Source organism: Amycolatopsis vastitatis, assembly GCF_002234595.1.
Taxonomy (GTDB): Bacteria; Actinomycetota; Actinomycetes; order Mycobacteriales; family Pseudonocardiaceae; genus Amycolatopsis; species Amycolatopsis vastitatis.
In genome coordinates, this window is record NZ_NMUL01000033.1 from 85579 (window position 1) to 112416 (window position 26838).

17 protein-coding genes and 1 pseudogene are annotated in these 26838 nt (G+C 74.5%); 13 read left to right on the plus strand and 5 right to left on the minus strand.

All coding sequences use genetic code 11. The annotated features are described in order from the left end of the window. Positions 1-135: 135 nt before the first annotated feature. From CF165_RS30360 to CF165_RS30395, 8 genes and pseudogenes are all read left to right on the plus strand, one after another. Positions 136-1236, plus strand: a complete 1101-nt coding sequence (locus CF165_RS30360) for a polyprenyl synthetase family protein (RefSeq protein WP_093951020.1) — start codon at positions 136-138, stop codon at positions 1234-1236. Further along, positions 1233-2702 carry a phytoene desaturase family protein gene (gene crtI, locus CF165_RS30365; protein WP_093951021.1) on the plus strand — a complete coding sequence of 490 codons (1470 nt, stop codon included), beginning with the start codon at positions 1233-1235 and terminating at the stop codon, positions 2700-2702. Before CF165_RS30360 ends, crtI begins: the two co-directional genes overlap by 4 nt. Then, positions 2699-3661, plus strand: a complete 963-nt coding sequence (locus CF165_RS30370; RefSeq protein ID WP_093951022.1) for a phytoene/squalene synthase family protein — start codon at positions 2699-2701, stop codon at positions 3659-3661. Before crtI ends, CF165_RS30370 begins: the two co-directional genes overlap by 4 nt. Before the next feature lies 1 nt (position 3662). Then, positions 3663-4004 (plus strand): lycopene cyclase domain-containing protein, encoded by a 342-nt coding sequence (locus tag CF165_RS30375; RefSeq protein ID WP_093951023.1) that lies wholly within the window; start codon positions 3663-3665, stop codon positions 4002-4004. Then, a complete protein-coding gene (locus CF165_RS30380; protein WP_093951024.1) occupies positions 4001-4321 on the plus strand; it encodes a lycopene cyclase domain-containing protein in 321 nt (106 codons plus the stop codon). The genes CF165_RS30375 and CF165_RS30380 overlap by 4 nt, the downstream gene beginning before the upstream one ends. After that, a complete protein-coding gene (locus CF165_RS30385; RefSeq protein ID WP_093951025.1) occupies positions 4318-5049 on the plus strand; it encodes a class I SAM-dependent methyltransferase in 732 nt (243 codons plus the stop codon). The genes CF165_RS30380 and CF165_RS30385 overlap by 4 nt, the downstream gene beginning before the upstream one ends. 26 nt (positions 5050-5075) lie before the next feature. Continuing rightward, positions 5076-6572, plus strand: coding sequence for an FAD-dependent oxidoreductase (locus CF165_RS30390; RefSeq protein ID WP_439098527.1), 1497 nt, complete (start codon positions 5076-5078; stop codon positions 6570-6572). Continuing rightward, positions 6572-6781: pseudogene (locus CF165_RS30395) on the plus strand (FAD-dependent oxidoreductase); the annotation flags it as partial. The gene CF165_RS30390 and the pseudogene CF165_RS30395, both read left to right, overlap by 1 nt. Positions 6782-6798: 17 nt before the next feature. On the opposite strand, the gene CF165_RS30400 reads toward CF165_RS30395, so the two are convergent. Genes CF165_RS30400 through CF165_RS30410 form a run of 3 tightly spaced genes read right to left on the minus strand, consistent with a single transcriptional unit; the run spans position 6799 to position 20997 of the window. After that, on the minus strand, positions 6799-7788 hold the full coding sequence (locus CF165_RS30400) for a 3-oxoacyl-[acyl-carrier-protein] synthase III C-terminal domain-containing protein (RefSeq protein ID WP_093951027.1): 990 nt from the start codon (positions 7786-7788) through the stop codon (positions 6799-6801). Beyond that, positions 7785-13193 carry a condensation domain-containing protein gene (locus CF165_RS30405; protein ID WP_093951028.1) on the minus strand — a complete coding sequence of 1803 codons (5409 nt, stop codon included), beginning with the start codon at positions 13191-13193 and terminating at the stop codon, positions 7785-7787. Before CF165_RS30405 ends, CF165_RS30400 begins: the two co-directional genes overlap by 4 nt. Before the next feature lie 13 nt (positions 13194-13206). Beyond that, on the minus strand, positions 13207-20997 hold the full coding sequence (locus CF165_RS30410) for a non-ribosomal peptide synthetase (protein ID WP_240521864.1): 7791 nt from the start codon (positions 20995-20997) through the stop codon (positions 13207-13209). Positions 20998-21266: 269 nt separating this feature from the next. Here CF165_RS30410 and CF165_RS30415 point away from each other — a divergent pair, with 269 nt between their 5' ends. Genes CF165_RS30415 through CF165_RS30430 form a run of 4 tightly spaced genes read left to right on the plus strand, consistent with a single transcriptional unit; the run spans position 21267 to position 24563 of the window. Further along, complete coding sequence (locus CF165_RS30415) at positions 21267-21536, plus strand: acyl carrier protein (RefSeq protein WP_240521865.1); 270 nt, start codon at positions 21267-21269, stop codon at positions 21534-21536. Between the two features lie 5 nt (positions 21537-21541). Then, on the plus strand, positions 21542-22636 hold the full coding sequence (locus tag CF165_RS30420) for an acyl-CoA dehydrogenase family protein (RefSeq protein ID WP_093951030.1): 1095 nt from the start codon (positions 21542-21544) through the stop codon (positions 22634-22636). After that, positions 22633-23727: an HAD-IIIC family phosphatase gene (locus tag CF165_RS30425; protein ID WP_240521866.1), complete on the plus strand. Its 1095-nt coding sequence runs from the start codon at positions 22633-22635 to the stop codon at positions 23725-23727. The genes CF165_RS30420 and CF165_RS30425 overlap by 4 nt, the downstream gene beginning before the upstream one ends. After that, positions 23724-24563: a 3-hydroxyacyl-CoA dehydrogenase family protein gene (locus CF165_RS30430; RefSeq protein WP_093951031.1), complete on the plus strand. Its 840-nt coding sequence runs from the start codon at positions 23724-23726 to the stop codon at positions 24561-24563. Before CF165_RS30425 ends, CF165_RS30430 begins: the two co-directional genes overlap by 4 nt. An 85-nt stretch (positions 24564-24648) precedes the next feature. Here CF165_RS30430 and CF165_RS30435 read toward each other — a convergent pair whose 3' ends face one another. Next, a complete protein-coding gene (locus CF165_RS30435; protein WP_093951075.1) occupies positions 24649-25650 on the minus strand; it encodes a zinc-binding alcohol dehydrogenase family protein in 1002 nt (333 codons plus the stop codon). A gap of 217 nt (positions 25651-25867) precedes the next feature. Between CF165_RS30435 and CF165_RS30440 the strand changes: the two genes are divergently transcribed. Further along, complete coding sequence (locus CF165_RS30440; protein WP_093951032.1) at positions 25868-26275, plus strand: hypothetical protein; 408 nt, start codon at positions 25868-25870, stop codon at positions 26273-26275. Here the strand turns inward: CF165_RS30440 and CF165_RS30445 are convergent. Further along, positions 26272-26835, minus strand: coding sequence for a TetR/AcrR family transcriptional regulator (locus CF165_RS30445; RefSeq protein ID WP_240521867.1), 564 nt, complete (start codon positions 26833-26835; stop codon positions 26272-26274). The two genes, CF165_RS30440 and CF165_RS30445, sit on opposite strands and share 4 nt — an antisense overlap. Positions 26836-26838 lie beyond the last annotated feature (3 nt).

Consider the following 26838-nt stretch of genomic DNA (forward strand, 5'->3'; position numbering starts at 1 on the left):
CCATCTTGCTCGCAGGACACACTTCGTCCATCGAAATATCGGGGCTATGTCCCATACTCACCCATTCAAGTGGACAAGCTACACCACATGTGAAACGGTTGCGCATCGAAGAGCCGAAGACCTGGAGGGCGACGGATGACAGCGATCATGACGGCGGGGTCCGCCGCCGTGGACGAGGCGGCCGCCGGGTGGCTGGACACCACGGGCCGCCGCTGCCTGGCCGAGGCGCACGAGTTCGTGAGCGCGCGGGCGGCCGAGCACTTTTCCGGGCGCAGCGAAGGCGCGCTCGCGGAAACCGCGCTCCCCGAGTTCGTCGCGGGCGGAAAGTGTCTCCGCCCCCTTTTCGCGTACGTCGGGTGGCGGTGCGGGCAGCCGGAGTCCCCGGCGGCGGTCCGCGCGGCGGCCGCACTGGAACTGCTGCACTGCTTCGCCCTGGTCCAGGACGACGTCATGGACGGCTCGCCGCTGCGGCGGGGCCGCCCGGCCCTGCACGTCCGGTTCGCCCGGTGGCACGAGGAGCAGGGCTGGGCCGGGCCGGCGTCCCGGTTCGGCGAGTCGGCGGCGATCCTGTTCGGGGATCTGTTCCTGGTGTGGTCGGAGCAGATGCTGCGCGAAAGCGGGCTGGCCGCTGCGCAGCTGGCGCGGGGCTGGCGGCACTACGACCTGATGCGGGCGGAGCTGGCCGCCGGCCAGCTCGCCGACCTGGTCAACGACGCGCGCGCCCTGCCCAGCTGGGACACCCTGCTGGACGTCCTGCGCCGCAAGTCCGGCAACTACACGGTCCGGCGGCCGCTGGAGTTCGGGGCGGCGCTGGCCGGCTGTGGCCCGGAGCTGCTGGCCGGGCTGGCCGAGTTCGGCGGCCTGCTGGGCGAAGCGTTCCAGTTCCGCGACGACCTGCTGGGCGCGTTCGGCGATCCGGCCGTCACGGGCAAGCCCGCCGGACAGGACCTGCGTGACCGCAAGGCGTCCAGCGTGGTCGTGCTCGCCGCCGCGATGGCCGGCCGCCGTCAGCAGGCCGAGCTGGCCGAGCTGCTCGAACTCGCCACCGTCGACGACGAAGCCGTCGCGCGGTGGCAGGACCTGATCGTGGCGACCGGCGCGCGGGACCGCATGGGCGAGCTGATCGCCGAGCGGGCGGGCAAGGCCCTCGCCGCGATCGACCCGGCGGTGGTCCCCCGGCACGCCGCCGACCTGCTCGCCGCACTCGCGGCCCGGTGCACCGAGCGCGACCGATGAAGACCGTGCCCGGGCCGTCGGACCGCGTCGTCGTCGTGGGTGCGGGCCTCGCCGGCCTCGCCGCGGCAGTGCACCTCGCCGGGCGCGGCCGGGAGGTCACCGTCCTCGAACGCGACCCGGGCCCGGGTGGCCGCGCGGGGCGCGTCGAGCGCGACGGCTACCTGCTCGACACCGGCCCGACCGTGCTGACCATGCCGTCGATCCTGCGCGACACCTTCGCCGCGGTGGGCGCCGAACTCACCGCGGAACTACCACTGACACGGCTCGATCCGGCGTACGTCGCGCAGTTCGCCGATGGCAGCACGCTGCCCGTGCACACCGACGCGGACGCGATGACCGACGCGGTCCGCGAATTCGCCGGCCCGGCCGAGGCCGCGGGCTACACGCGGCTGCGCGACTGGCTCACGAAGCTCTACCACGCCGAGTTCGGCCGGTTCGTCGACGCGAACATCGACTCCCCGCTCGGCATGCTCCGGCCGGAGCTGGCCCGGCTGGTGGCCCTGGGCGGGTTCCGGCGGCTGGACGGCAAGGTCGGGCGGTTCCTGGCCGACGAGCGGCTGAAACGGGTGTTCACGTTCCAGGCGCTCTACGCGGGCGAGTCCCCGATGCGGGCGCTGGCCCTGTACGCGGTCATCTCGTACATGGACACCGTCGGCGGCGTGTACTTCCCGGCCGGTGGCATCGCGGCCCTGCCGCGCGCGCTGGAACGCGTCGCGGCCGGAGCGGGCGTGAAGTTCGGCTACGGCGACGCCGTGCACGCCCTGGAACGCCGCGGCGCCCGCGTCACCGCCGTCCGGACCGCCTCCGGGGCGCGCTACCCGTGCGACGCCGTCGTCCTCACCACCGAACTTCCGGAGAGCTACCGGCTGCTCAGGCGGCGCCCGCGTCGCCCAGTGCCGCTCCGGGCCGCGCCGTCGGCGCTCGTCGTGCACGCCGGTGGCCGCGGCGGGCCCGCGGCGGTCGCGCACCACACGATCTCCTTCGGGCACGGCTGGCGGTCCACGTTCGACGAGCTGATCACTCAGGGGCGGCGGATGAGCGATCCGTCGCTGCTCGTCACGCGGCCGACCGCGACCGATCCCGGGCTCGCGCCGCCGGGGCGTCAGCTCTACTCCGTGCTCGCTCCCGTGCCCAACCTCGACCGCGGCCCGGCGGACCGGTCCGCCGGCCCGTACGCCGAGGAGGTGCTCGCCGTGGCCCGTGACCGGCTCCTGCCCGGCTTCGAGCCGGAGTTCACGCACGTGATCGGCCCGGCCGAATGGGCGGCCCGCGGCCTGGTCGCCGGGACGCCGTTCAGCTACGCGCACTCGTTCGTCCAAACCGGACCGTTCCGCCCGCGGAACCTCCCGCGCGGCACGGACAACGTCGTCCTGGCCGGCGGTGCGACGGTGCCGGGCGTCGGCGTGCCGACCGTGCTGATTTCCGGCAGGCTCGCCGCCGACCGCATCACCGGAGTGTCCCGATGACCCGCCGCGAACTCGACGCCGCCGGCATCCGCGAACCGGGCCTGCGCTCGGCGTACACGTGGTGCCGCGAGCTCAACGCGCGGCACGGCCGGACGTACTTCCTGGCGACGCGGATGCTGACCCCGGCGCAGCGGCCGGCGATCCACGCGCTCTACGGTTTCGCCCGGTGGCTCGACGACATCGTCGACGAGCCGGACGCCGACGCCACACCCGAATCGCTCGCCCAGCGCCTCCACGACGTCGAGACACGTTTCCTCACCGACCTCGACGCGCGCGCGAGCGACGACCCGCTGCTGACCGCCGTGATCGACACGGCGGCCCGGTACGCGTTGCCGGAGGCGTACTTCCGGGCCTTCTTCACGTCGATGCGGATGGACCTCACCGTCACCGGCTACGCCACCCGCGCCGACCTCGACACCTACGTGCACGGCTCGGCCGAGGTGATCGGGCTGCAGGTGCTGCCGGTGCTCGGCACCGTCGCGCCCCGCGACGAGGCCGAACCGAGGGCCGCCGCGCTCGGCAAAGCGTTCCAGCTGACCAACTTCCTGCGTGACGTCGCCGAGGACCTCGTCCGCGGGCGCGTCTACCTGCCTGCCGACGAGCTGGCCGCGCACGGCGTCGACCGCGACCGGCTGGCGTGGTGTGCCCGGCACGGGCGGGCCGACCAGCCGGTCCGGGCCGCGATCCGGCACCAGGTCGCCGTGACCCGGGAGGTGTACGCCGAGGCCCGGCCCGGGATCGCGATGCTGCACCCGGTTTCCCGCCCGTGCGTGGCCACGGCGGCGGTCTTGTACGGGCAGATCCTCGACCGCATCGAAGACGCCGGTCACGACGTCTTCGCCGGGCGCGCCACGGTGTCCCGAGGGCGGCGGCTGGCGGTTGCGTGCGGGGCGCTCGCCCGGACCCAGTGGGCCCGGCGGCGGCACCCGGCTCCCGCGCTTCCGGTGGCGGTGGGCTGACGTGGGCAAGGCGGAATACCTCGTCGTGCTGGCCGCTTGCGTCCTCGTCACGCTGCCGCTGGAGTTCGCCGGTGCGCGGGTCTACCGGCAGCCGCGGCGGCTGGCCCGCGCGGTGCTGCCGGTCGCGCTGGTGTTCCTCGGCTGGGACGCGCTGGCGATCGCCGGCGGGGTCTGGGACTACGCGCCCGGCCGCGTCACCGGGATCCGCGCCCCCTTCGCCGTGCCGCTCGAGGAGGTCCTGTTCTTCGTGGTGATCCCGATCTGCGGCGTGCTGACCTTCGAGATCGTCGAGCTGACCCTCGCGGTGCTCCGGCGGCGCGTCCGGCAGGAGGCCCGCCGGTGATCCCGTGGGGTTACACCGTGCCCGCGGCCGCCGCGGTGGCCGCGGTCGTCCTCGCCGAGGTCTGCCTGCTGCGCACGGGTTTGTTCCGCCGTCCCGGCTACTGGGTCACGATCGTCATCGTGACCGCCTTCCAGATCCCGGTCGACGGCCGGCTGACCAAGCTTTCCGACCCGGTCGTCCGCTACTCCCCGGCGCACATCACGAACTGGCGCTTCCCGTGGGACATCCCGGTCGAGGACTTCCTCTTCGGCTTCGCCCTGGTGACGGCCGTGCTGCTGGGATGGCAACGGGTCTCGCCCCGTGAGGAGCGATCATGAGCGCGATGGGGAAGGACGGCCTGCCCCGCGGCAGCGTCCCGTCGGCCTTCGACGCCGAAGCGCGGTGGTACGACCGGTTGGTCGGCGCGAACCCCGGCTACCACGAGCACCTCCGCCTTTCGGCGCGCCGGCTGCGACTGCCCGCGGGCGTGCCGGGCCTGCGGCTGCTCGACGCCGGCTGCGGCACCGGCGCGTCGACGGCCGCGTTGCTGTCCGTCGCCCCCGGGGCGCGGATCATCGCCTTCGACGCCTCGGCGGAGATGCTCGCGCGGGCCCGCGCGAAAGACTGGCCGGACGGCGTCGAATTCGTGCACACGCCCGTCGAAGAACTGAGCGGCATCCACGGGCCCTTCGACGCGATCCTCGCGGCGTACCTGCTGCGCAACCTGACCGAGCCGACCCGGCAGCTGCGGCGGCTGCGCGGGTTGCTGCGCCCCGGCGGGCGCATCGCGGTCCACGAATACTCCGTGCGCGACTCGCGGCGCGCCCGGTGGGTGTGGAACGCCGTGTGCGCGGGCGTGATCATTCCGCTCGGCAAGGCCACCACCGGCGACGCGACGCTGTACCGCCACCTGCGCCGCAGCGTGCTGGAGTTCGACGGGCTCGGCGCACTGTGCCGCCGGCTCTCCGACGCCGGGTTCACCGACGTCCGGACCGCCTCGATGCCCGGCTGGCAGCAGGGCATCGTCCACACTGTCGTCGGCACGAACCCGCAGGAGGAACCGTGACCCTCCCTCTCGGCACCGACCCCCGGATGGTGACGCGGCCGGCCCCCGCGGGCCTGGCCGACGCCGGGCTGCTCGGCAGGCGCCCGGCCGTGGCGGTCGTCGGCGGGGGCATCGCGGGCCTGACCGCGGCGACCGGGCTGGCCGAGCGCGGGGTCACCGTGACGCTGTTCGAGCGGGAGGACCACCTCGGCGGACGGGTCGGCGGCTGGGCCGACCGGCTGCCGGACGGCACCGCGGTCACGATGAGCCGGGGCTTCCACGCCTTCTTCCGCCAGTACTACAACTTGCGGTCGCTGCTCACGCGCACCGATCCCCGGCTGGACCGGCTGACGCCGCTGGCCGACTACCCGCTGCTGGACGCCCAGGGGCGCACGGACACCTTCGCCGGTCTCCCCCGGACCCCGCCGTGGAACGCGCTCGCGTTCGCCTGGCGCAGCCCGACCTTCACCCCGCGGGACCTGGTGCGCATCAACGGCCGGGGCGCGCTGCCGCTGGCGACGGTGAGCGTCCCGGAGACCTACCACCGGCTCGACGCCATCGACGCGGCGAGCTTCCTCGAAGCGATCAACTTCCCGGAAGCCGCGAAGCACCTGGCGTTCGAGGTCTTCTCCCGGAGCTTCTTCGCCGATCCCCGCGAGCTGTCCGCGGCGGAGCTGGCGACCATGTTCCACCTGTACTTCCTGGGCTCCAGCGAAGGTCTCGTGTTCGACGTGCCCACCGAGCCGTTCCCCCAGGCGCTGTGGGACCCGCTGGCCGGCTACCTCGGCGATCGCCGGGTGAGCATCCGGACCGGCACCGCGGTGGCGTCGCTCGAACGCACTCCCGACGGCTTCGCGGTCACGACCGCGGACGGGACCGCGCAGTTCGACGCCGTCGTGCTCGCCTGCGACGTGCCCGGGCTGCGCGAGATCGTCGCCGCGTCTCCCACGGTCGGCACTTCGTCGTGGCGAGCTGCCGTCACGGGATTGCGCACGGCACCGCCGTTCCTCGTCCGCCGGCTCTGGCTCGACCGGCCCGTCGCCGCCGCCCGGCCGCCGTTCCTGGGCACCGGGAGCGTGCCGCCGCTGGACAACATCAGCGTGCTCGACCGCTACGAGGGCGAGGCACGGCGGTGGGCCGCCCGCACCGGCGGGTCGGTGGTAGAGTTGCACGCCTATGCGGCCACGACCGGAGAGCACCTCGGGAAGGCCCTGGACGAACGGCTCCACGAGATCTACCCCGAGACCCTCGACGCGCGCGTCATCGGCTCGATTTCGCTGTGGCGCGAGGACTGCCCGCTCTTCGGGTTGGGCGACTTCGCGCGCCGCCCGACGGTCGAAACGCCGGACCCGGCGCTGGCGCTGGCCGGCGACGGCGTGCGGATCGACCTTCCGGTCGCGCTGATGGAACGCGCGGCCACCACCGGCTGGGCCGCCGCGAACAGGCTCCTCGCGGGCTGGGGACTCGCCGGGCACCCGGTGCGCTCGGTGCCCAACCGGGGCCGGATCGGCCTGCTGAACCGCCTGGCCGCGGGCCGCCGCTGATGGGGCACCACGAAACGGACGTCGTCATCGCCGGCGCGGGCCTCGCCGGCCTCGCCGCCGCGGTGACGCTGCACCGGGCCGGCGTGCCGTGCGCGGTGCTGGAAGCGTCCGACGACGTCGGCGGCCGCGTGCGCACCGACGTCGTCGACGGCTTCCGCCTCGACCGCGGGTTCCAGGTCCTCAACCCGGCCTACCCGGCGATCCGGCGCCGGCTCCTGACCCGGGATCACAGTTCGCGGGCCGAGTCCGTGCCGCCACCGGTGGTCACCAGCAGCGCGCTCCAGGCCGCGGCCGGGCTGATGTTGAGCAGGACCGCGCGGTCGCCGTCGGTGAACTGGCCCTTCTCACACACACTCGACAGGTTGAAGAACACGTCGTTCGGGCCGAGGTGGCCATAGCGCGCCAGATTCTCCGGGCACACCGGGGAAATCGGGGCGCCGATCGCTTCCGACCAGTTTCGGAACGCGGCCGTCGACAGGTTCTGCGTGAGGTAGCACGTGATGTCGGCCGGGGCGAGGCCGTTGCGGTCCAGGAGGCGGGTCACCAGGGACCGCAGCCGGTTGCGCGTCTCCACCGCCAGCCGGAACGAGTACGCCGCCTGGTCGGTGCATTCCTCCCGCCAGCGCGGGAACGGCTCGTCGCGGTACTCGACGTGGAACAGGTCCGCGTACGCGCCGTTCGTCTCCAACAGGATGTCCCGGATCCGGACCGGGCCGCTGCGGCCCAGCAGCAGCGCGCCTCCGCTGTCGCCGTTGACCGTGACGGGATGGCGGTAGCGGCCCGGGGTCGCCGGCTTGCTTCCGTGCAGTACCAGCACGTTCGCCAGGTCCGGGTCGGCGCGCAGCAGCCCGCTCGCGGCGAGCAGGGCCGGGGTGAGCGACGCGCAGCCGAGGCCGCCGACCGAAAACGCCATCGCCCGCCCGGCGCCCAGCATCTCCTGCAGCCGGGTCGCTTCCGAGCTGACCAGCGTCTGCGGCGCCCGGGGCTCCACCGTCAGGACGACGTCGACGTCGCGGGCGTCGAGGCCGGCGGTGGCGAGCGCGCGCCGGCCCGCCCTTGCGGCCAGGTCGGCCGCGGTGAGCGTGTCGTCGGCGGGCACGCGGTCGATGCCCAGCGCGTCGCAAGTGGCGCGTTCGGCATCGGACAGCGAGGGCAGCTCCGAGACGGCCAGGGACGTTTCCGGCAGGTACCACGCCGACGCGGCGAGGGCGATCACGTGATCGCCGCAGGGGAAAGCTCCTCGAAGGCGCCCATGATCTCGTCGGCGAGGGCGTCCATCCGGTCCTGGCCGACGCCACCGGCCACCGCCAGCCGCAGCGCGCCTTCGCGCACCGCGGTTGTCACGACCAGCGGGAACCACGACGCGACCGCGCGTTTGAGGCTCAGCGACAGGTCCCAGCGGGTCCGCAGCAGGCGGACGCCGGAGTCGAACGCGCGGGCGTCGCTCGGCCCGTGGAGCACGAGGACCTCCGGTTCACCCAGTGCGCGCAGCCGGGCGGTTCCGGGCGAGTCCGGCGAGAGGTGACGCAGCATCCCGTAGCCGACGCCGTCGTTCGGCACGGACCGGATGCGGTCGGCGATCTCCGGCAGGCAGTCCCGGGCCGTGGTCCCCCGTTCGACCGGCAGGACCAGCGGGTGCAGGGTGGTGAACCAGCCCACCGACGGGCCGCGGCCGGCCAGCCGGAACGGGTTGGGGGTCGACTCCCCCTCCGTCATCATGAACGCGCTCGGCGTGTCCTGCCAGCGGGCGAGGCCGCACGCCACCGCGCACAGCGCCGCCTCGCGGCCGTGCGCGGCCCCGGCGGACAGCACCCGCGCGAGCTCCGGGTGCTCCAGTGTCCGGCTGGTGATGTCGTCGCCGGGCGGGCTGCCGATCGTCCCGGCGTCCGCGCCGGCCCGCAGGGTCGCCGTCCAGTAGGTCAGCTCCGCCGCGAGCTCGTCGGAGGTCGCCATGGCCCGCAGGTGCTCGGCCCACTCGCGCCACCGCGGTGGCCGGGGCGCCGGGTCCGGGGTCCGGCCCGCCGTGAGGTCGCCGAGCAGCACGTCGAGGTCGTCCAGGACGACCACAGTGGACATGTTGTCGAAGACGAAGTGGTTGACCAGCAACACGAGCAGGCCGCCGCGGGCGCGGCCGCGGTCGTAGTGGCGGACGCGGAACAGCGGCCCGCGCGCGGGGTCCATCTCCGCCTTCATCGCCTGGCAGTCGTCCAAGACGATGGCGAGCTCCTCGTCGTCGCTCAGCGGCGGGAGGACCACGGCGTCGAACACGTCCGCCACGGTCATGGTCCCGACCTCGAGCCGGGTGCCCAGTGCGTTGCGCCGCAACCGGTAGCGCAGGGGTTCGTGCATCGCCAGGAGGTGCCCGACCGCCGTCCGGATCGCGGCCGCGCCGACCTCGGGCGTGGTTTCCACCGTGTGCACGTCGACGAAGTCCCCGGCCTCGTCCGGCAGCCGGTGCAGGAAGCTGTGCATGATCGGGGTCGGCGGGATCGCCCGGGCCGGCTCCGGCACCGCCGGCACCGCCGAGACCGCCGTCGGCACCGGCACCGCGGCCGGGCCGTCGACGACCGCCGCCCGCGCCAGTTCGCCGAGGGTGCGGCACTGCAGCAGCTGCTGCGGGGTGAAGTGGACGCCTTCCTTCGCCGCCCGCGCGGCGACCCGGACGCCGAGGACCGAATCGCCCCCGAGGTCGAAGAAGTTGTCCTTCGGCGACACCGGGTGGTCGGTCAGCAGGTCCGCGCAGAGCGTGGTGAGGACCCGTTCGGCGTGGCCGAGCGTCTCACTGTCCACAAAGGAATGTTCGGTCATGGTGGGCTCACTGCTCCGATGGGTGGTGGCGGGGCGCGGCTCGCCGTCGAGGGCCGCGACGGCGCTGAGCGGGACGTCCGGTTCGCGCAGCAGGACGTCGAGCAGGCCCGGCAGCAGGCGGGCGAGCGCCTCCGCCGTCTCCCGGTCGAAGAGCGCCGTCGCGTATTCGAAGTACCCGTCCATCGGCCCGTCCTGCTGGTCGACCACGCCGACGGTCAGGTCGAACTTCGCGGTGCCCGGTGCGATCCCGGCGATCCGGCCGCTGCCGGAGTACTGCGAGCAGCCGAGGCCGCCGAGCTCCGCGGTGTCCTGCAGGACGTTCTGGTAGGTGTAGGCCACGTCGAACAGCGGCTGGCGGCCGGGCTCGCGCGGCCCGCACACCGCCGAGACGATCTTTTCCAGCGGGATCTCCTCGTGGTCGAGCACCTTCGCGACGGTGTCCGCGCAGCGCCGGACCAGGTCGGTGAACGACAGAGACCCGTCGACGCGCGTGCGGAACGGCGGCAGGTTGTTGAAGTACCCGATGAGGTCGTGCGTCGCCGGGTGCGTCCGGCCCGAGGTGCCCACCCCGACGACGACGTCGGTGAGCCCGGCCCAGCGGTGCAGGAGGGCGTCGACCAGCGCGAGCATCGTGACGAACGTCGTCACGCCGTGCTCGCGGCTGAACCGGCGGGCGGCCTCGGCGGCCGCCGCGTCCACGGTGAACTCCACCAGGTCGCCCTCGAAGGTCTGGACCGCCGGGCGGGGCCGGTCCAGCGGCAGTTCCGCGACCGGCGGGCCGGCCAGCTCGGCGCGCCAGAACTCCAGGCCGCGCTCCAGCGTCTCGCCGGTCAGCCGCTCCCGTTGCCAGGCCGCGAAGTCGGCGTACTGGAACGGCAGCTCGGGCAGCTCCGGCTCGCGGGCGGCCAACCGCGCCCGGTACAGCTCGGAGAAGTCGCGGAAGAACACCGTCGGCGACCAGCCGTCGAAGACGATGTGGTGGTAGGTCCACACCAGGACGTGGTCGTCCTCGGCCAGGCGCAGCAGGGTGACGCGCATCAGCGGCCCGGCGGCCAGGTCGAACGGTCGGACGGCCTCCAGCTCGATCAGCTCGTGCGCCGCCTCGTGCCGGGCGGGTTCGGGCAGCGTGCTCAGGTCGCGCACGACGAGCCGGGGCGGGGTCTCGACGAGCCGGACGAACGGCACGCCGTCGTCGCTGGGGATGCAGGTGCGCAGAATCTCGTGCCGGGCGACCAGGTCGTCCACCGCGCCCGCCAGCGCGGCCTCGTCGAGCGGGCCGGACAACCGCAGGTCGTGGGGGATGTTGTAGAGCGCGGTGCCGGGGTTCAGCCGGTCCAGGTACCACAGCTGTTCCTGGCCGAACGACAGCGGCAGCGGGCCCCCGCGCGGCAGCACCGCCACGGCCGGGACCTCGGCGGACGGGCCGCGCTCGGCGCGCGCTGCCTCGATGCGGGCGGCGAAGTCCCGCACGCTCGGGTGGGCGTAGAGGTCGGCGAACGTCAGCCCGACGCCGAAGTCGCGTTCCATGGTGCGCAGCGCGGTGATCGCGGCGATGGACGTCCCACCGAGGGAGAAGTAGTCCGACTCCGGACCGAGCCCGTCTTCGCCCAGCGCGCGCGCCCAGATCTCCGCGACCCGGCGCTCGGTGTCCCCCTGCGGCACGGCCACCGGTTCGGGGACCCGGGCCCGGCGGGAGACGGACGGGGCGCCCGGCGGGCGGCACCAGCAGCGGACGCCCTCGAACGGGTACGTCGGCGCCTCGATCCTCGGCACGGCCACGCCGTCGTAGTGGCGGTCCCAGTCGAGCCGGACGCCGAGCCGGTAGAGCGACGCGAGCTGCCGCAGCACCGCCCGCCGTCCGCCACCGGCGATCAGCTCGACGCAGCCGAGCTCGGGCGCCAGGCGGCGCATGCTCCGCGACAGCACGCCGCCGGTACCCAGCTCGACCAGCACCGCGCCGTCGCGGACGAACCCGCGCACCGCCTCGGCCAGCCGTCCGGAGTCGAGCTCCGGACCGACGGGCCGGTCCGCCGCGGCCGCCAACCCGTCCACAAGGGACAGTTCGCCGCGCGCGATCCGCACCGACAGGTTGCCCGCGCCCGAACCGACGAGGTGGGTGCCGGGAATGCCCAGCGACCGGGCCAGCCGGTACAGGGCGTGGTGGACGGCGACCAGCCGTGGCCCCGGCTCTTCGGGCAGCGGATCGTCGCCGAGGACCGGCCACCGGTCGCACAGCTCGCGCCAGACCTCGGGCTCGACGCCGCCGTCGCCGGAGAAGAGCAGCACCACCGGCGGGTCGTCCGCGGCGGGCGCGTCCGGGACGGCGGCCGACCGCAGCGCCGCGGCGAGGGTGCCGGGTTCGTCGGCGACCACGGCGATGCGGAACGGGTGGTCGTCGCGGCCCCGGTTCATCGCGTGGCCGATGGCGAGCACCCCGTGCCCGCTCTCTTCGGCGAACTCGGCGAGCCGGTCGCGGTAGCGGGCGAGCGCGGACGCCGACTTCGCCGAAACCGTCACCAGCCGGTCGCTCCCCGGCGGTTCGACGGGCGCCGGAGCCGGCGGGGGCTCCTCCACGACGGCGTGCGCGTTGGTCCCGGTCAGCCCGAACGAGCTCAGGCCCGCGCGCCGCGGCCCTTCGCCGTCCCACGGGCCGAACGCGGGGTTGACCCGCACCGGGCCGCTGAAGTCGATCAGCGGGTTGGGGGTTTCGAAGTGCGCGGTCGGGTACCGGACGCCGCGCCGCACGCTGAGCAGCACCTTGACCAGCCCGGCCAGCCCGGCGGCGTTGTCGAGGTGCCCGACGTTGCCCTTGATCGAGCCGATCACGCAGCCCGGGCCGGTGACACCGGCATCGAGGAACGCCTGGCGCAGGGCCTCGACCTCGACGACGTCGCCGAGCGGCGTGGCCGAGCCGTGGCACTCGACGTACCCGAGCGTGGCCGGGTCGATGCCGGCGTCGCGCCAGGCCGCGGTGATCACCTCGGTCTGGCCCTCCCGGCTCGGCGCGCTCATGCTGGCCATCCGGTAGCCGTTGTGGTTGACGGCGACGCCCTTCAGCACCGCGTGCACGTGGTCGCCGTCGGCGAGCGCGGCGGGCAGGGGCTTGAGCACGACGATCCCGCCGCCTTCGCCGCCGACCGCGCCGGTGGCCTTCTCGTCGAACGGGCGGCACCGGCCCTCGGGCGACTCGACGCCCCGGACCGGGATGTGCCCGGCCTCCCGGATCGGCAGCGGCCGGACGCTGATGCCGCCCGCCAGTGCCAGTTCCGCGGCCCCGCCGCGCAGCAAGGAGACGGCGTGGGCGACGGCGACCAGGCTGCCGCTGCACGCGGTGTCGAGGACGAGCGCGGGCGCGGTGAAGTCGTAGCGGTAGCTGATCCGGGCCGCCAGCGATGCCCCCAGGATGCCCAGGATCTGCTGCGGGTCTTCCTCTTCGAAGAGCTCTTCGTAGTCCGACCGGGCGTCCCCGAGGACGACCGCGGTGCGCGATCCCCGCAAGGCCTGGGGGGCGTAGCACGCGTTCTCGAGGGCCTCGTGGGCCAGCTGCAGGATCAGCCGCTGGTGCGGGTCCATCCATGCCGCTTCGGCCGGCGGCACCCCGAAGAACCGGTGGTCGAACCGGTCGATCCGGTCGAGGTAGCCCATCGGCAGGTAGTCGGCGTCCGGCGGGAAGCCGTTGTCCCGCAACCGTTCCGGATCCGGCTGCCGGACGGTGTCACGGCCCTCGGCGAGCAGCTCGTGCACGCCGTCCAGCCCGTCGGCGCCCGGGAGCAGCGCGGACACCCCGATGATCGCCACGTCGTCGTTGCGCACCGGCTCCGACCTCCTACAGCTCGTAGTCCTTCGGTTCGGGCGTGGGGGGCTCCAGCAGCAGGGCCAGCGCCCCGACCGTGGGGTTGTCGAACAGCGCCCGCGGCGGCAGCGCGGCGCCGAAGTCCGCGCGCAGGCGGGCGGTGACCCGCAGGCAGAGCAGCGAATCGCCGCCGAGCGCGAAGAAGTCGTCGTCGACGCCGACCCGCTCCACCGCGAGCACCTCGGCCCAGATGCGGCTCAGCGCCCGTTCGGTCGGGGTGCGGGGCGCGAGGTAGGCCCGGTCTCCCGGACCGCGCACCGGAACGGGCCGCGCGGGCGGCAGGTCACGCGGGGGTGCGGCCGCCCGCGCCGGTTCCCGCAGCAGGTCCGCCAGTTCACCGGCCAGCGCCTCGACCGTGCCGGTGTCGAACAACGCGGGGTCGTAGCCGAGCCGCAGCGTCAGCGGTTCGTCTTCGCGCGCGCCGCCGTGGGCGACGAGGGTCAGCGGGTAGTTGGTGACCTCGACCGCGGACAGCTCCGCCACGTGCAGCCCGCGCGCGGCCAGGCTGTCCCGGTCGAACGGGTAGTTCTCGAACACGACGATGCTGTCGAAGAGGGCCACCTGGGCGGGCAGCCCGCTCCAGCGGCGCAGGGCGGCGAGCGAGACGTGCCCGAACCGGCGGGCCTCGGCTTGGCCGGCCTGCAGCCGCCGGAACCAGCCCGGCCGGTCTTCGGTCTCCGTGACCGTGACGCGGACCGGCACGGTGTTGACGAACATGCCGACGATCGAGTCCGCGTCGGGCAGTTCGGGCGGGCGGCCGGACACCACCGCTCCGAAACAGACGTCCGGGTCGCCGCCGTGGCGGGCGAGCAGCCGCGCCCACGAGCCCTGCACGACGGCGTTGACGGTCAGCCGGTGCCGCCGGGCGAAGGCGGCCAGCCGTCCGGAGTCCATTGCGGACAGCTCGCGGTCCACAGTGGACGTGGATTGCGTCCGGTGGGCCCGGCCCGGCGGCCGGTCGAACGGCAGCCGGGTGGGCGTGAGGCCGGAAAGAACCTTCCGCCAGTGGGCCTCGGCCGCCACCGCGTCCTGCCGGGCCAGCCACGCCAGGTGGTCGGCGAACGGACGGCGCCGCCGGGCCGGCACCCCGGTCACGTGCGCCAGGACGTCGGTGAGCACCTCGAACACGCTCCAGCCGTCCAGGATCACGTGGTGGAACGTCCAGACCGTCCGGATCCGGGCGTCGCCCAGCCGGATCAGCGTCACCCGCATCAGCGGCGGCACCGCGGGGTCCAGCCCCGCCGCGCGGTCGGCGGCCAGCACCCGGCGCAGCGCGGCGTCCTGGCCGGCTTCGGGCAGCGAGCGCCAGTCGTGCACGGTCACCGGCAGCGTCACGGCGCGGTGCACCACCTGCACCGGCTCGCGCACGCCGGTCCAGCGCACGGCGGTGCGCAGCGCCGGGATCTCCGCGACCGCCCGGCGCCAGGCGCGCTCCAGCGCCGCCGGGTCACCGGAACCGCTCAGCGTGAAGGAGAGCTGTTCGAGGTAGGTGCCCGGTTCCGACAGGCTGTGGAACAGCATGCCCGCCTGCATCGGGGTCAGCGGGTAGACGTCCTCGACGTGCCTGCCGTCGCCGATGACCCGGTCGAGCTCGGCCTGGTCCGCCGCGGCGAGCGGGAAGTCCGACGGGGTGGCGCCGCCCGCCGCCGGGTCCGCGCAGTGGGCGACGATCTCCTCGAGCGCCGCGAGCACCTCACCGGCCAGCCCGGCGACGGTCCGCTCCTCGTGCGCGCCCGGGGAGTACGTCCATTCGAACTCCAGTTCGCCGTCGCCGGTGACGGCCGCGGTGACGTCCAGCCGGGCGGCGCCGGTCGGGTGGGCGGCGCGGTCCAGGCCGACCACGGACGGCGCCGCGCGGTACGGCTCGCCGTCGGCGAGATCGAACCGGCCCAGGTAGTTGAACGCCGCCACCGGCCGGGGCTCGGGCAGGGCCGCGTCCCCGAGGTGGCGCAGGGCGCCGTAGCCCAGCCCGCGGTCCGGCACCGCGCGCAGGTTCTCCTTCACCGACTTGAGCACCGCGCCCCAGCCGCCGTCGGCTGGGATGTCGAGCGCGCACGGGTAGAGCGTGGTGAACCAGCCGACCGTCCGGGACAGGTCCAGGTCACCGAAGACGTCCTCGCGGCCGTGGCCTTCCAGCTCGAGGACGACGCGGTCGTGCCCCCTCCACCGGGCGAGCACCCGTCCGAGCGCGCTCACCAGCAGGTCGTCGATCCGGGTGCGGTAGGCGGCCGGGGCGTCCCGCAGCAACGCCGTGGTCGGCCCGGCGTCGAGCCGGACGGTCACCTCGCGAGGGGGCAGCGGACGGCCGTCGGGTGCCGCTTCGGCGCCGTCGGCGGCCCGCCGCCAGTGGGCGAGCTGCTCGCCGAACCCGCCCGAGGCGACGTGCTCGGCCAGCCGGCGCGACCAGTCCCCGAACGAGGTGGTCCGGGGCGGCAGCTCCACCGGCCGGCCGGCGCGGGCGGCCTCGTAGGCGGTCCGCAGGTCCGCCAGGAGGATCCGCCACGAGACGCCGTCCACGACCAGGTGGTGGGCGGCCAGGAGCAGGCGGGAACCGTCCAGCACCGCCGTGAACAGGCCACCGCCGTCCAGCTCGAAGAAGTCCATTGTGGACACCCTGCCGGTGCGGAACACCTCCTCCGGCACGGTTTCCGTGTACTCCTGCCGCCACTGGCCGTCGACGCACCGGAAGCGCAGCCGGAGGGCGTCGTGGTGGCGGACCAGCGCCTCGACCGCGGTGCGCAGCGCCACCGGGTCGGTGTCCGGGACGAGGTCGGCCGACACCCACTGCGTGAAGTGCGCCGGGTGCTCGGTGATCGTCGCGAAGAACCAGTGCTGGATCGGCGACAGCGGAACCGGGCCGGACGGCCGGGGTGCCTCCTGCGCCGCCGGTGCCTCCCACACGGCGGCCGCGGCCAGCGCGGCCGGGGTCTGCCGGAGGAAGATGTCCTTGACGCTCAGGCGCAGCCCGAGCTGCCGAGCGCGCGCCACGACCTCGATGCCGAGGATCGAGTCCCCGCCGAGCTCGAAGAAGTTGTCCTCACCCCCGACGCGCTCGACGCCGAGCACCTCGGCCCACACCCGGGTCAGCAGCTCTTCGGCCGCTCCGCGCGGCGCGGTGTGGGCCCGGCCGGCCCCGGGCCGCGGCGCCGGCAGCGCCCGGCGGTCGATCTTGCCCTGCGGTGTCAGCGGGAACCGGTCGAGCAGCACGAGAGCGCCGGGGACGAGGTGGCCCGGCAGGCTCTTCCCGAGGAACTCCCGCAGCGCGCTCGCCTCGGTCGGGCGGCGTGGCACGACGTAGCCGGCCAGCCGCTTGCGGCCGGGGGTGTCCTCCCGCACCACCACGACGGCCTCGCCGACGTCCGGGTGCCGCCGCAGCGCCGCCTCGACCTCGCCCACCTCGATCCGGAAGCCGCGGATCTTGACCTGGTCGTCGGACCGGCCGAGGAAGTCCAGCACCCACTCGTCTGCGCGCCAGCGCACAGTGTCATCAGCGCGCCAGCGCACGACGTCGCCGGTGCGGTAGAGCCGGGTGCCGTGGCCGAACGGGTCGGCCACGAACCGGTCGGCCGTCAGCCCGGGCCGGTCGAGGTAGCCGCGCGCCACGCCGCCGCCGATGTACAGCTCGCCGGGGACCCCGGCCGGCACCGGCGCGAGGTCGCGGTCGAGGACCAGGCAGTGGATTCCGGGGACCGGCCGCCCGATCGGGACCGGCCGCCCGTCGTCGTCGGCGGCGCGGACGCGATGACACGAGGTGAACGTGGTGCTTTCGGTGGGTCCGTAGCCGTTGACCAGCTCCAGGTCCGGCCACCGGCGCAGGACCGTGGCGCACTGCTGCGGCGACAGGACGTCCCCGCCGGAAACCAGCCGCCGCAGACCTTTGAAGACGCCGGGGTCGGCCGCCGCCACCTCGTGGAACATCCCCGCGGTCAGCCAGAGCGAGGTGACACCCTCGGCGCGGATGAACGTCCCGAGGGCCTCGACCGACGGCACGTCTTCGGTGTCGATCGCCAGCCGGGCGCCGGACAGCAGCGCGCCCCAGATCTCCAGCGTCGAGGCGTCGAACGACAACGGCGCGTACTGCGACGCGACGTCGTCCGGGCGCAGCCGGGCGAACGGGCCGGCGCACAGCCGGGCCACCGAGCGGTGCTCGATCAGCACGCCCTTCGGCCGGCCCGACGAACCGGAGGTGTAGAGCACACAAGCCAGGTTCGCCGGCCGGACCCGCGGTGCCGGGGCCTCGGCGGGCCGGCCGCGCTCCGAGCCGTCGTCGAGAACCAGCACGCGGGCCCCGCGGGGCACCCGGTCGCGCACCGCCCGCGTCGCGAGCACCGTCGAGACCCCGGAATCCGCCAGCAGCAGCGCCAGCCGCTCGTCCGGGTAGCGGGGGTCGAGCGGGACGTAGGCGGCGCCGGCCTTGAGGACGGCCAGCATCCCGGCGATCGCGTCGACGCCCCGCGGCACGCACAGGCCGATCCGGACGTCCGGTCCGGCGCCGTGGCCGATCAGGCCGTGCGCGAGCCGGTTCGCCCGCGTGTCCAGCTCCCGGTAGGTCAGAGCCGTGCCGGCGCAGGTCACCGCGATCGCGTCCGGGCGCTCGCGGACGCGCTCGGCGAAGACGTCGAGCATGGTCCGGTGTGGTCCCTCGGGCGTCCCGCGTCCCACTTCCAGGAGCGCGCGCCGTTGTGCCGGCGCGGGCCACGGCAGCCGGGACAGCCGCCGCCCGGGATCTTCGGCGATGCCCGTGAGCAGGGCGAGCAGGTTCTCGGCCAGCCGCCGGATCGTGCCGGCGTCGAACAGCTCGGTGCTGTATTCGAGGGTGGTGCGCAGGCCGCCGTCCCGCGGTTCGAACTCGCACGTGAGGTCGAACTGCGCCGCCTGCCGGGGCAGGTCGACCTCCTCGACGGCCAGGCCGCTCATCGCGGGTGCCGGCGACGGCGCGTTCTGCAGCGCCACCATCGTGTTCACCAGCGGCGACCGGCTCGCGTCGCGGTCCGGCGCGAGCAGCTCCACCAGGCGGCCGAACGGCACTTCGTCGTGGGCCATCGCGTCGAGCACCGTCGAGCGGACACCGGCCAGGAAGTCCGTGAAGGACGGCTCGCCGTCGAGGCGGGACCGGATCACGATGGTGTTGACGAAGAACCCGACGAGGTCCGCCAGCTCGTCCCAGGACCGGCCGGCCGTGACCGTGCCGAGCGCGATGTCCCGCTGGCCGGTGTAGCGCGCGAAGAGCACCTGCGTCGCCGCGACCAGGGTCATGAACAGCGTGGCGCCGCGCTCCCGGCCGAGTTCGGCCAGCCGGGCGGTCACGGCCGCGGGCACGGTGAAGCGGTGGGCGGCACCCGCCGTCCCGCGCACCGCCGGCCGCGGGCGGTCGGTGGGCAGCTCCAGCGCCGGGACGCCGGACAGCTGCCGTTCCCAGTAGGCGATCCGGTCGTCCAGCTCCGGACCGGCGAGCCGGTCGCGCTGCCAGGCGGCGAAGTCGGCGTAGCGCAGCGGCAGCGGCGGCAGCTCGGCCTCCCTGCCGGAGTACAGCAGCCCGAGCTCGCCGGCGAGCACGCCCATCGACCAGCCGTCGGTGACGATGTGGTGCAGCACGAGCACCAGCAGGTGGTCGTCCTCCCCCAGCCGGAGCACGGTCGCCCGGAACAGGGGGCCACGGGCCAGGTCGAAGGGCCGCTGGACCTCGGCGAGCAGTTCGCGGTCGACGTCGGACGCGGCCACCGCGCGGACGTCCGGCCGGACCGCGACCGGTGGCCCGACGACCTGCACGCCCCGCCCTTCCACCGTGGGGAACGTCGTGCGCAGGGACTCGTGACGCTCGGCCAGCGCGGTCAGCGCCGCTCCGAGCTTGTCCAGGGACAGCGGCCCGCGCAGCCGGAAACCCGCGCTGGTGTTGTACTCGGCGCCGCCCGGGGTGAGCTGGTCGAGGAACCAGAGCCGCTGCTGCCCGGACGAAAGCGGCAGCGCGGTCCCCGGCGCCGTCCGCGCCGGGGCGCGCCCGGCGTGGGCGGCGGGGATCGCCGCCGCGAGCCCGGCGACCGTCCGGTGCTCGAACACGGCCTGGGCGGGCAGCGCCGTGCCCAGCCGCCGGTTGAGCGTCCCGGCCACCCGCATCGCGAGGATCGAGTCCCCGCCCAGCTCCACGAAGTCGTCCGAGACGCCGATCCGCGGCACCCCGAGCACCTCGCGCCAGATCCCGGCGACCAGTTCTTCCGCCGGGTCGCGGGGAGCGACGTCCTCTCCGGGGTGGCTTCCGGGGGCGGGCAGCGCGCGCCGGTCGACCTTCCCGCCGATCGTCAGCGGCAGTTCGGCCAGCTCGACGAACCGGGCGGGCACCAGGTGTTCCGGCACGCGGCCGCGCAGGAACGCCCGCAACCGGGCAGCCGGCGGGGCTGGCAGAGTCACCGGCACGACGTAGGCGACCAGGTGGTCGGCGTCCCGGCCGTCCCGCCGCGCCACCACCGCCGCGGCGGCCAGTTCGGGGTGGCCCAGCAGGGCCGCCTCGGCTTCGGCGGGGTCGACGCGGATCCCGCGGATCTTGACCTGCCCGTCGGCGCGGCCCAGGAAGTCCAGCAGCCCGTCGTCCCGGCCGCGCACCCGGTCGCCGGTGCGGTACATCCGCGAGCCCGGCGGCCCGGCCGGGTCGGCGACGAACGCGGCCGCGGTCGCCCCCGGCCGGCCGAGGTAGCCGCGGGCGAGCCCGTCCCCCGCCAGGCAGAGCTCCCCCGCCTCACCGGGTGGCACCGGCCGCAGACCGGGGTCCAGGACCCGGGCGCGCGTCCCGTCGACGGGCCTGCCGAGCAGCGCACCCCCGGCCGGCTCCGCCCGGCACACCAGACTGTCCACTGTGGTCTCGGTGGTGCCGTACGCGTTGTGGACGCGCACCCCGGCCGCCGTCAGCGCGGCGACCAGATCCGCGTCGACCGGCTCGCCACCGGTGACGACCACCCGTGGCCGCGCGGGGCCGTCCAGCAACCCGGCCAGGAGCAGCATGCGGAGGTACGACGGGGTTTCGTCGAGGACGTCGACGCGCGCGGCCGCCAGCGCGGCCACCGTCGCCCGCGGGTCGAGCCGGGTGGGCCGGTCCACCACGTGCAGCTCGTGGCCGGCCAGCATCCACAGCAACGGCACCCAGGACGCGTCGAAGGACAGCGCCGCGGTGTGCGCCACGCGCAGCCGCCGCCCGCCCGCGGCCGGCTCGAAGAGGCCCGTGCGGTGGGCGGCGAACAGGCGGCTCAGGCCACGGTGGGTGCCCAGCACGCCCCGGGGCCGCCCGGTCGAGCCGGACGTGTAGAGCACGTAGGCGAGGTTGTCCGGCCGGATCCGCGGCCGCGGGGGGACCGCGGTTCCGGTTTCACCGCCCGCGACGAGCACCGGCTCGCAGTGGGACGGGATCCGGTCCGCCAGGTCCGGCTGGGTCAGCACGAGGGTGGCCCCGGCGTCGGCCAGGAGTGCCTCCCGGTAGTCCGGCGGGTGGTCCGGATCGAGCGGGACGTAGGCGGCCCCGGCCTTGAGGACGGCGAACACCGCGACGACCATGTCCACGCCGCGCCCGACGAGGAGCCCGACCCGGGTCTCGAGCCCGGCACCCCGGGCGGCCAGCCGGGCGGCGGCTTCGTCGCTGCGCGCGTCCAGCTCCGCGTAGCTCAGCCGGGTCCGGCCGTCGGCCACGGCGATCGCCGTGGGGTCACCGGCCGCCCGGTCGCCGAGCAGGCCGCCCACGCCGCTCCACGTTGCCGTCGTGACCGTCATCCCCCGAGTCATCCCCCGAATGTTTCCGTTCCCGGTGCCGGAAGCCGCAATGGGTTCCGCCGTTTTCCGGTGGCGTACTCCGGATACTCCCAGCGGCCGGCCGCCGTCGGCAAGCCGCCGAACGAGGGATCACCATGACTTAGCTTCCACCACAATGGAAATTGATCGTCCACAATAGACGTTCCGGAGTGCGAGCAAGCGATTACGCCATTCGGAGCCGTCGACCGCGCCGCACGCCGTGTTAGCTTCGGATGGGGAAGTTCGTCGAGGGAGGGGGTGCGGTGACCGGCGACGAGATCACCGCCGAGGAGATTTTGGCGGAACTGAAGGGGTTCTTCGCCACCGCGACCGCCGGGAACACGCCCGGCCCCGACGAGGACTACTTCGCGCTGGGGCTGGTGAACTCGCTGCTGGCCCTCGAACTGGTCGCGCACGTCGAGCGCCGGTTCGGCATCGAGGTGGGGGTGGAAGACCTCGACCTCGACAACTTCCGGACGATGAACCGGGTCGCCGGTTTCGTGCGCCGAAAGCGATCGGCTGGGATTCCGTGACCACAATGGACTCCGCCGCGTTCGCGGCGTCGGTGCGGCCGGACGCGGCGGGCTGGGACGCCTACGGCGCCGTGCCGGCCGAAGTGGTCAAGACCATGGCGCAGGCGGGTTTCCTGGCCGCCGACCTGCCCGTGTCCGCCGGGGGGACCGGCCGCACGCAGGCCGGGCTCGGCGAGCTGTGCGCCGACCTCGGCGGCGTCTGCAGCGCATTGCGGGCCCTGGTCACGGTGCAGGGCATGGTCGCCGCGGCCGTCCTCCGCTGGGGCACCGCCGGGCAACGGGCCCGCTGGCTGCCGGAGCTGGCCCACGGCGAGGTGCTGGCCGGTTTCGCGGCCACCGAAGCCGGCGCCGGCAGCGACCTGTCGGCCGTGACGACGTCCGCCACGCGCGAGGGCGGCCAGGTGCGCGTGCGGGGCCGCAAGCTGTGGGTCACCTTCGGGCAGCTCGCCGGCGTCTTCCTGGTGCTCGCCGAATGCGCGGGCCGTCCCCTCGCCGTGCTGGTCGAAGCCGGCCGGCCGGGCACCGTCGTCGAGCCGGTGCGCGGTCAGCTGGGGATGCGGGCGGCCCAGCTCGCCCACGTCGGGTTCGACGGCGTGCTCGTGCCCGAAGAGAACCTGCTCGCCCCGCCGGGGTTCGGCCTTTCCCACGTCACGGCGACGGCGCTGGACCACGGGCGGTTCACCGTCGCCTGGGGCTGCGTCGGCATGGCCGAGGCGTGCCTGCGTACCGCCGCGGAGCACGCCGGGAACCGCGTGCAGGGCGGCGTGCGGCTGGCCGGGCACCAGGCGGTCCGGGCCCTGCTCGGCCGGTGCCTCGCCGACGTCCACGCGGCGCGGCAGCTGTGCGCCCGCGCGGCGGACCTGCGGGAGCGCGGGGACCCCGAAGCCGTGGCCGGGACCGTGCTGGCCAAGTACGTGGCCGCCCGCGCGGCCGCCGCGGTCGCCGACCGGGCCGGGCAGGTCCTCGGCGCGGCGGGCTGCGCGGAGGACAGCCCGGTGGGCCGGTTCTTCCGCGACGCCAAGGTCATGCGGATCATCGAAGGCGCCGACGAGGTCGCCGAGCAGCAGCTCGGCGAGTACGCGTTGCGGTGGCGGCCGTGAAGCGGAGGACAACCGAGGCTTCGCCTCGGGCCGGGGGCTCCGCCACCCGGCCCCCCGAAAAGACGGTCAAGTGCCTGGTCTGGGACCTGGACGACACGCTGTGGGACGGTGTCGTGCTCGAAGGCGACCGGCCGCGCCCGTTCCCCGCCGCGGTCGAGGTCCTGCACGCGCTGGACCGGCGGGGCATCCTGCACGCCGTGGCGGGCCGGGGCGAACTGGCCCGCGCCACCGGGCATCTCGCCGAGCACGGCCTGGAAGACCTGTTCTGCGCGGTCGAAGTCGGCTGGGGCGAGAAGTCGGCGTCGATCCGCCGCATCGCCGCGGAGCTGAACATCGGCCTGGACACCATCGCCTTCGCCGACAACGACCCCGCCGAGCGTGCCGAGGTCGCGGCCGCGCTGCCGATGGTGCGCTGCTACCCCGCCGAGCGGGTCGGCGAGCTCCCTGGCCTGGCCGAGTTCCAGCCCGAGCTGGTGACCGGCGAGTCGCGCCGCCGCCGTCACCGCTACCTCGCCGAACGGGACCGGGCCGCCGCGGAACGCGCTTTCCCCGGTCCGCCGGCGGAGTTCCTCGCCTCGCTCGGGCTCACGATGACCGTCCGGGCCGCCACGGAGGACGACTTCGCCCGCGCGCACGAACTGACGCTGCGGACCCACCAGCTCAACACCACCGGCCGCACCCTCGACGCCGCCCGGCTGCGCGAACTGTGCGCGTCCCGCGAGCACGAGGTCCTCGTCGCGGACGTGACCGACCGGTTCGGCGCGCACGGCACGGTCGGGCTCGCCGTGCTGCGCCTCGCCGGCCAGGACGTCGTGCTGGAACTGCTCCTGACGTCGTGCCGGGTGCTGAACCGCGGCATCGGCACGGTCCTGCTCGGCCACCTCGTGCGTGACGTCCTCGAGCGGGGACGGCGGCCGGTCGCCCTCTTCGTCCCCACTGCGGCCAACCGGATCATGCTGGTGACGCTCCGATTCGCCGGTTTCGAACCAGCCGGCCCGGCCGGCGCGGAACTGACGCTGGTCTTCGACCCGCGGCGGCCGCCACCGCCCCGGCCGGAGCACGTCCGGATCGTCGACGGGAGGAACCGGTGAAGATCGGTGTGGTGGGCGCGGGCGTGATGGGCACCGGCGTCGCCCAGTGCTTCGCGGCGGCCGGGCACGACGTCGTCGTCGCCGACCCCGACCCGCGGGCGCTGGCCCGGGGCCCGGAGCGCGTCCGGGACGGGATGAGGCTGACGGCCCTGCTCGGCCGCCGCCCGCCGCCGGCGGTCCCGGACCGGATCCGCTGGAGCGACCGGCTCGAAGAGCTCGGCGGCAGCGGGTTCGTCGTGGAGTGCGCCGCGGAACGGCTGCCGCTGAAGGAATCGCTGTTCGGGGAGCTGGACCGGCTCTGCCCCGCCGCGACGGTCTTCGCGTCGTGCACGTCCGCCGTCCCGATCGGCCGGCTCGCCGCCGCGACCGCCCGCGCGGACCGCGTCATCGGCACGCACTTCATGAACCCGGCCCCGGTCAAGGACGCGGTCGAGGTGGTCCGCGCGGCGGCGACCAGCGCCGAGACGCTCCACGCGACCACGGAGCTCCTGACCGGCATCGGCAAGCGGCCGATCGTGGTCGGCGACGGCCCCGGCTTCGTCGCGAACCGCGTGCTGATGGCGACGATCAACGAGGCGATCGCGACGGTCGGCGACGGCATCGCCGACGCGGTCACCGTCGACCAGGTCTTCGAAGGCTGTTTCGGGCACGCGATGGGCCCGCTCCGCACGGCCGACCTCATCGGCCTCGACGTCATCCGGGACACCTTGGTGGTGCTGCGGGAGTGCACGGGGAACCCGATGTACACGCCGTGCCCGCTGCTGACGGAGCTGGTCGAAGGCGGCAGGCTGGGCCGCAAGACCGGCGAGGGCTTCCACACCTACCCCGCCGGGTAGCCGCTCACCGCTGAGGCACCGGTCGCGCGGCCCCGCGTTCCCGCCTCCGTCCAGCCTCCTCCGGCGCCCACGGTTCCCGCCCAGGCTAGGTCGCCCGCAGGACCGCCGCGCCGTTCACCCGGTCTCCGGCCAGGTCCGTCAGCGCCCGGTCCGCTTCGGCCAGTGCGTAGGGCACTGTGCTGACTCGCAAGTGATGGTCCCCGGCGAAGTCGAGGAACTCCCGTGCGTCGGCCCGGGTGTTCGCCGTGACGCTGCGGACCTGGCGCTCCTGGAACAGGTGCCGCTGGTAGTTCAGCGGCGGCACGTCGGACAGGTGGATGCCCGCGATGGCCAGCGTCCCGCCGCGGTCGAGTGCCGCCAGCGCCGGGAGCACCAGCTCGCCGGCCGGTGCGAACAGGATCGCCGAGTCGAGGGGTTCGGGCGGCGGATCCGCGGCGTCGCCGGCTGACACCGCACCCAGCTCGAGCGCGAGACGGCGGGCCTCGGCACTGCGGGTCATGACGTGCACCGTGGCACCCCGGGCGATCGCCACCTGGGCCGTCAGGTGCGCGCTGCCGCCGAACCCGTAGATGCCCAGCCGGCCGCCTTCGGGCAGCTCCGCCCGCGCGAGCGCGTGGTACCCGATCAGCCCCGCGCACAGCAGCGGCGCCAGCTCGTCGTCGGAATAGCCACTCGGCAACGCCAGCGCGTAGGCCGCCGGGACGACCGCGAACTCCGCGTACCCGCCATCGGCGTCCCAACCGGTGTAGCGCGACTCCGGGCACAGGTTTTCGCGCCCCCGCAAGCAGTACCGGCAGCGCCCGCAGGTCTGCCGCAACCACGCGATCCCGACGCGGTCGCCGGGCGCGAACCCGGTGACGCCGTCTCCGAGCGCGACGACCTCGCCGACCACCTCGTGCCCCGGCGTCACGCCCGGCCGGTGGACCGGCAGATCACCCTCCGAGACGTGCAGGTCCGTCCGGCAGACCCCGCACACCAGCACCCGCACCAGCAGCTCCCCCGCTGCCGCCCGCGGCACCGGTACCCGCGACCGTTCCAGTGGCTTCGCGGCCATCGGCCCGGGCCGGACGACGCGCCAGGCGGTCATGGTCGCCGGCAGGTTCATGGGTCGGCCTCCTCACTCGCGGCGCACCCAGGATGCCGCCTACCGCGGCCGCGGCGCGACGTTCTTCGAGACCGTTGACTCACAGTGGCGGGACATGACACCATGCCTTCTATGAGACAGTTGTCTCATAGACTACTCCATTGCCGTACTCCCGAGGGGATCTTCGTTGTCCACCGATACGTGGTTGCTGGTTTACGGAATGCTTTCCGCCTATTGCCTGGCGGGCTGCCTGATGGAGCACTTCGCCGTCTTCTCGGGGTGGACAGCCGTCGGCACCGCGGAGTTCCGCACCGTCCAGACGTCGCAAGGTCACGGCAGTGGTTTGGTCTACGTGGTCCCGAAAATCGCCTTGACCGCGTTCGTGATCGTCCTGCTCGCCGGGGCGCCGGACGCCATTCCGTCGTGGCCGCTGTGGGCCGGTTTGGCGGCACTGACCGCGTCGTGGCTTTCGTTCGCCGTGATCCAGCTGCCGATCCAGCTGGCCATCCGGCAAACCGCCGACCGGGCCGCCATCGCCCGGCTGCTGCGCACCGACTGGATCCGGGTCGCCGCGATGGCAGCCCATTTCGCCTTCGCCGTCATCGCCATCGCCCGGACGGCGAGCTAGCGCCAGGTCCCGACGCTGTCCACCAGCCGGCCGACGAAGCCGTCGGAGGCTGGGCCCCGCTGCATGGCCGCGCGGTAGACGATCGGCCCGACCAGCATCGCCGCCAGGTCGGACGGCTCGACGTCCGCCTCCAGTTCGCCGGCGGCCACGGCCATCCGGACGGCGGCGTGGATCCGCTCGGTGATCGTCCTGACGGACTCGTCCTGGCGGTGCGCGAACTCCGCGTCCGACAACGCCGACTGCGCCAAGGTGAGCGAGACGGCGGCGACGGCCGGGATGGCGAGCTCGTCGGCCATCCGCCGGAGCTGCCGGCACAGCCACGGCCGGACCGGCAGCTCCGGATCGCGGAACAGCGGCAGTTCGGCGCCGCCCATGGCCTCGAGGAGCAGCTGGTCGGCCCGCGGCCAGTGCCGGTACACGGTGGCCCGGCCCACGCCGGCCTCCTGGGCGACCCGCCGGTGGGTCACCGCGTCGAGGCCCTCGCCCGCCAGCAGCTGCCGGGCGGCGGCGACCATCGCCTCCCGGCTGCGCGCCGCCCGCGGATCCGTCGAATGACTCACCGT

Coding starts and splice junctions, on each gene's coding strand:
- CF165_RS30360 (WP_093951020.1), top strand. CDS start 136: ATGACAGCGATCATGACGGCGGGGTCCGCCGCCGTGGACGAGGCGGCC.
- crtI (WP_093951021.1), top strand. CDS start 1,233: ATGAAGACCGTGCCCGGGCCGTCGGACCGCGTCGTCGTCGTGGGTGCG.
- CF165_RS30440 (WP_093951032.1), top strand. CDS start 25,868: ATGCTTTCCGCCTATTGCCTGGCGGGCTGCCTGATGGAGCACTTCGCC.
- CF165_RS30410 (WP_240521864.1), bottom strand. CDS start 20,997: ATGACTCGGGGGATGACGGTCACGACGGCAACGTGGAGCGGCGTGGGC.
- CF165_RS30420 (WP_093951030.1), top strand. CDS start 21,542: ATGGACTCCGCCGCGTTCGCGGCGTCGGTGCGGCCGGACGCGGCGGGC.
- CF165_RS30435 (WP_093951075.1), bottom strand. CDS start 25,650: ATGACCGCCTGGCGCGTCGTCCGGCCCGGGCCGATGGCCGCGAAGCCA.
- CF165_RS30385 (WP_093951025.1), top strand. CDS start 4,318: ATGAGCGCGATGGGGAAGGACGGCCTGCCCCGCGGCAGCGTCCCGTCG.
- CF165_RS30370 (WP_093951022.1), top strand. CDS start 2,699: ATGACCCGCCGCGAACTCGACGCCGCCGGCATCCGCGAACCGGGCCTG.
- CF165_RS30390 (WP_439098527.1), top strand. CDS start 5,076: ATGGTGACGCGGCCGGCCCCCGCGGGCCTGGCCGACGCCGGGCTGCTC.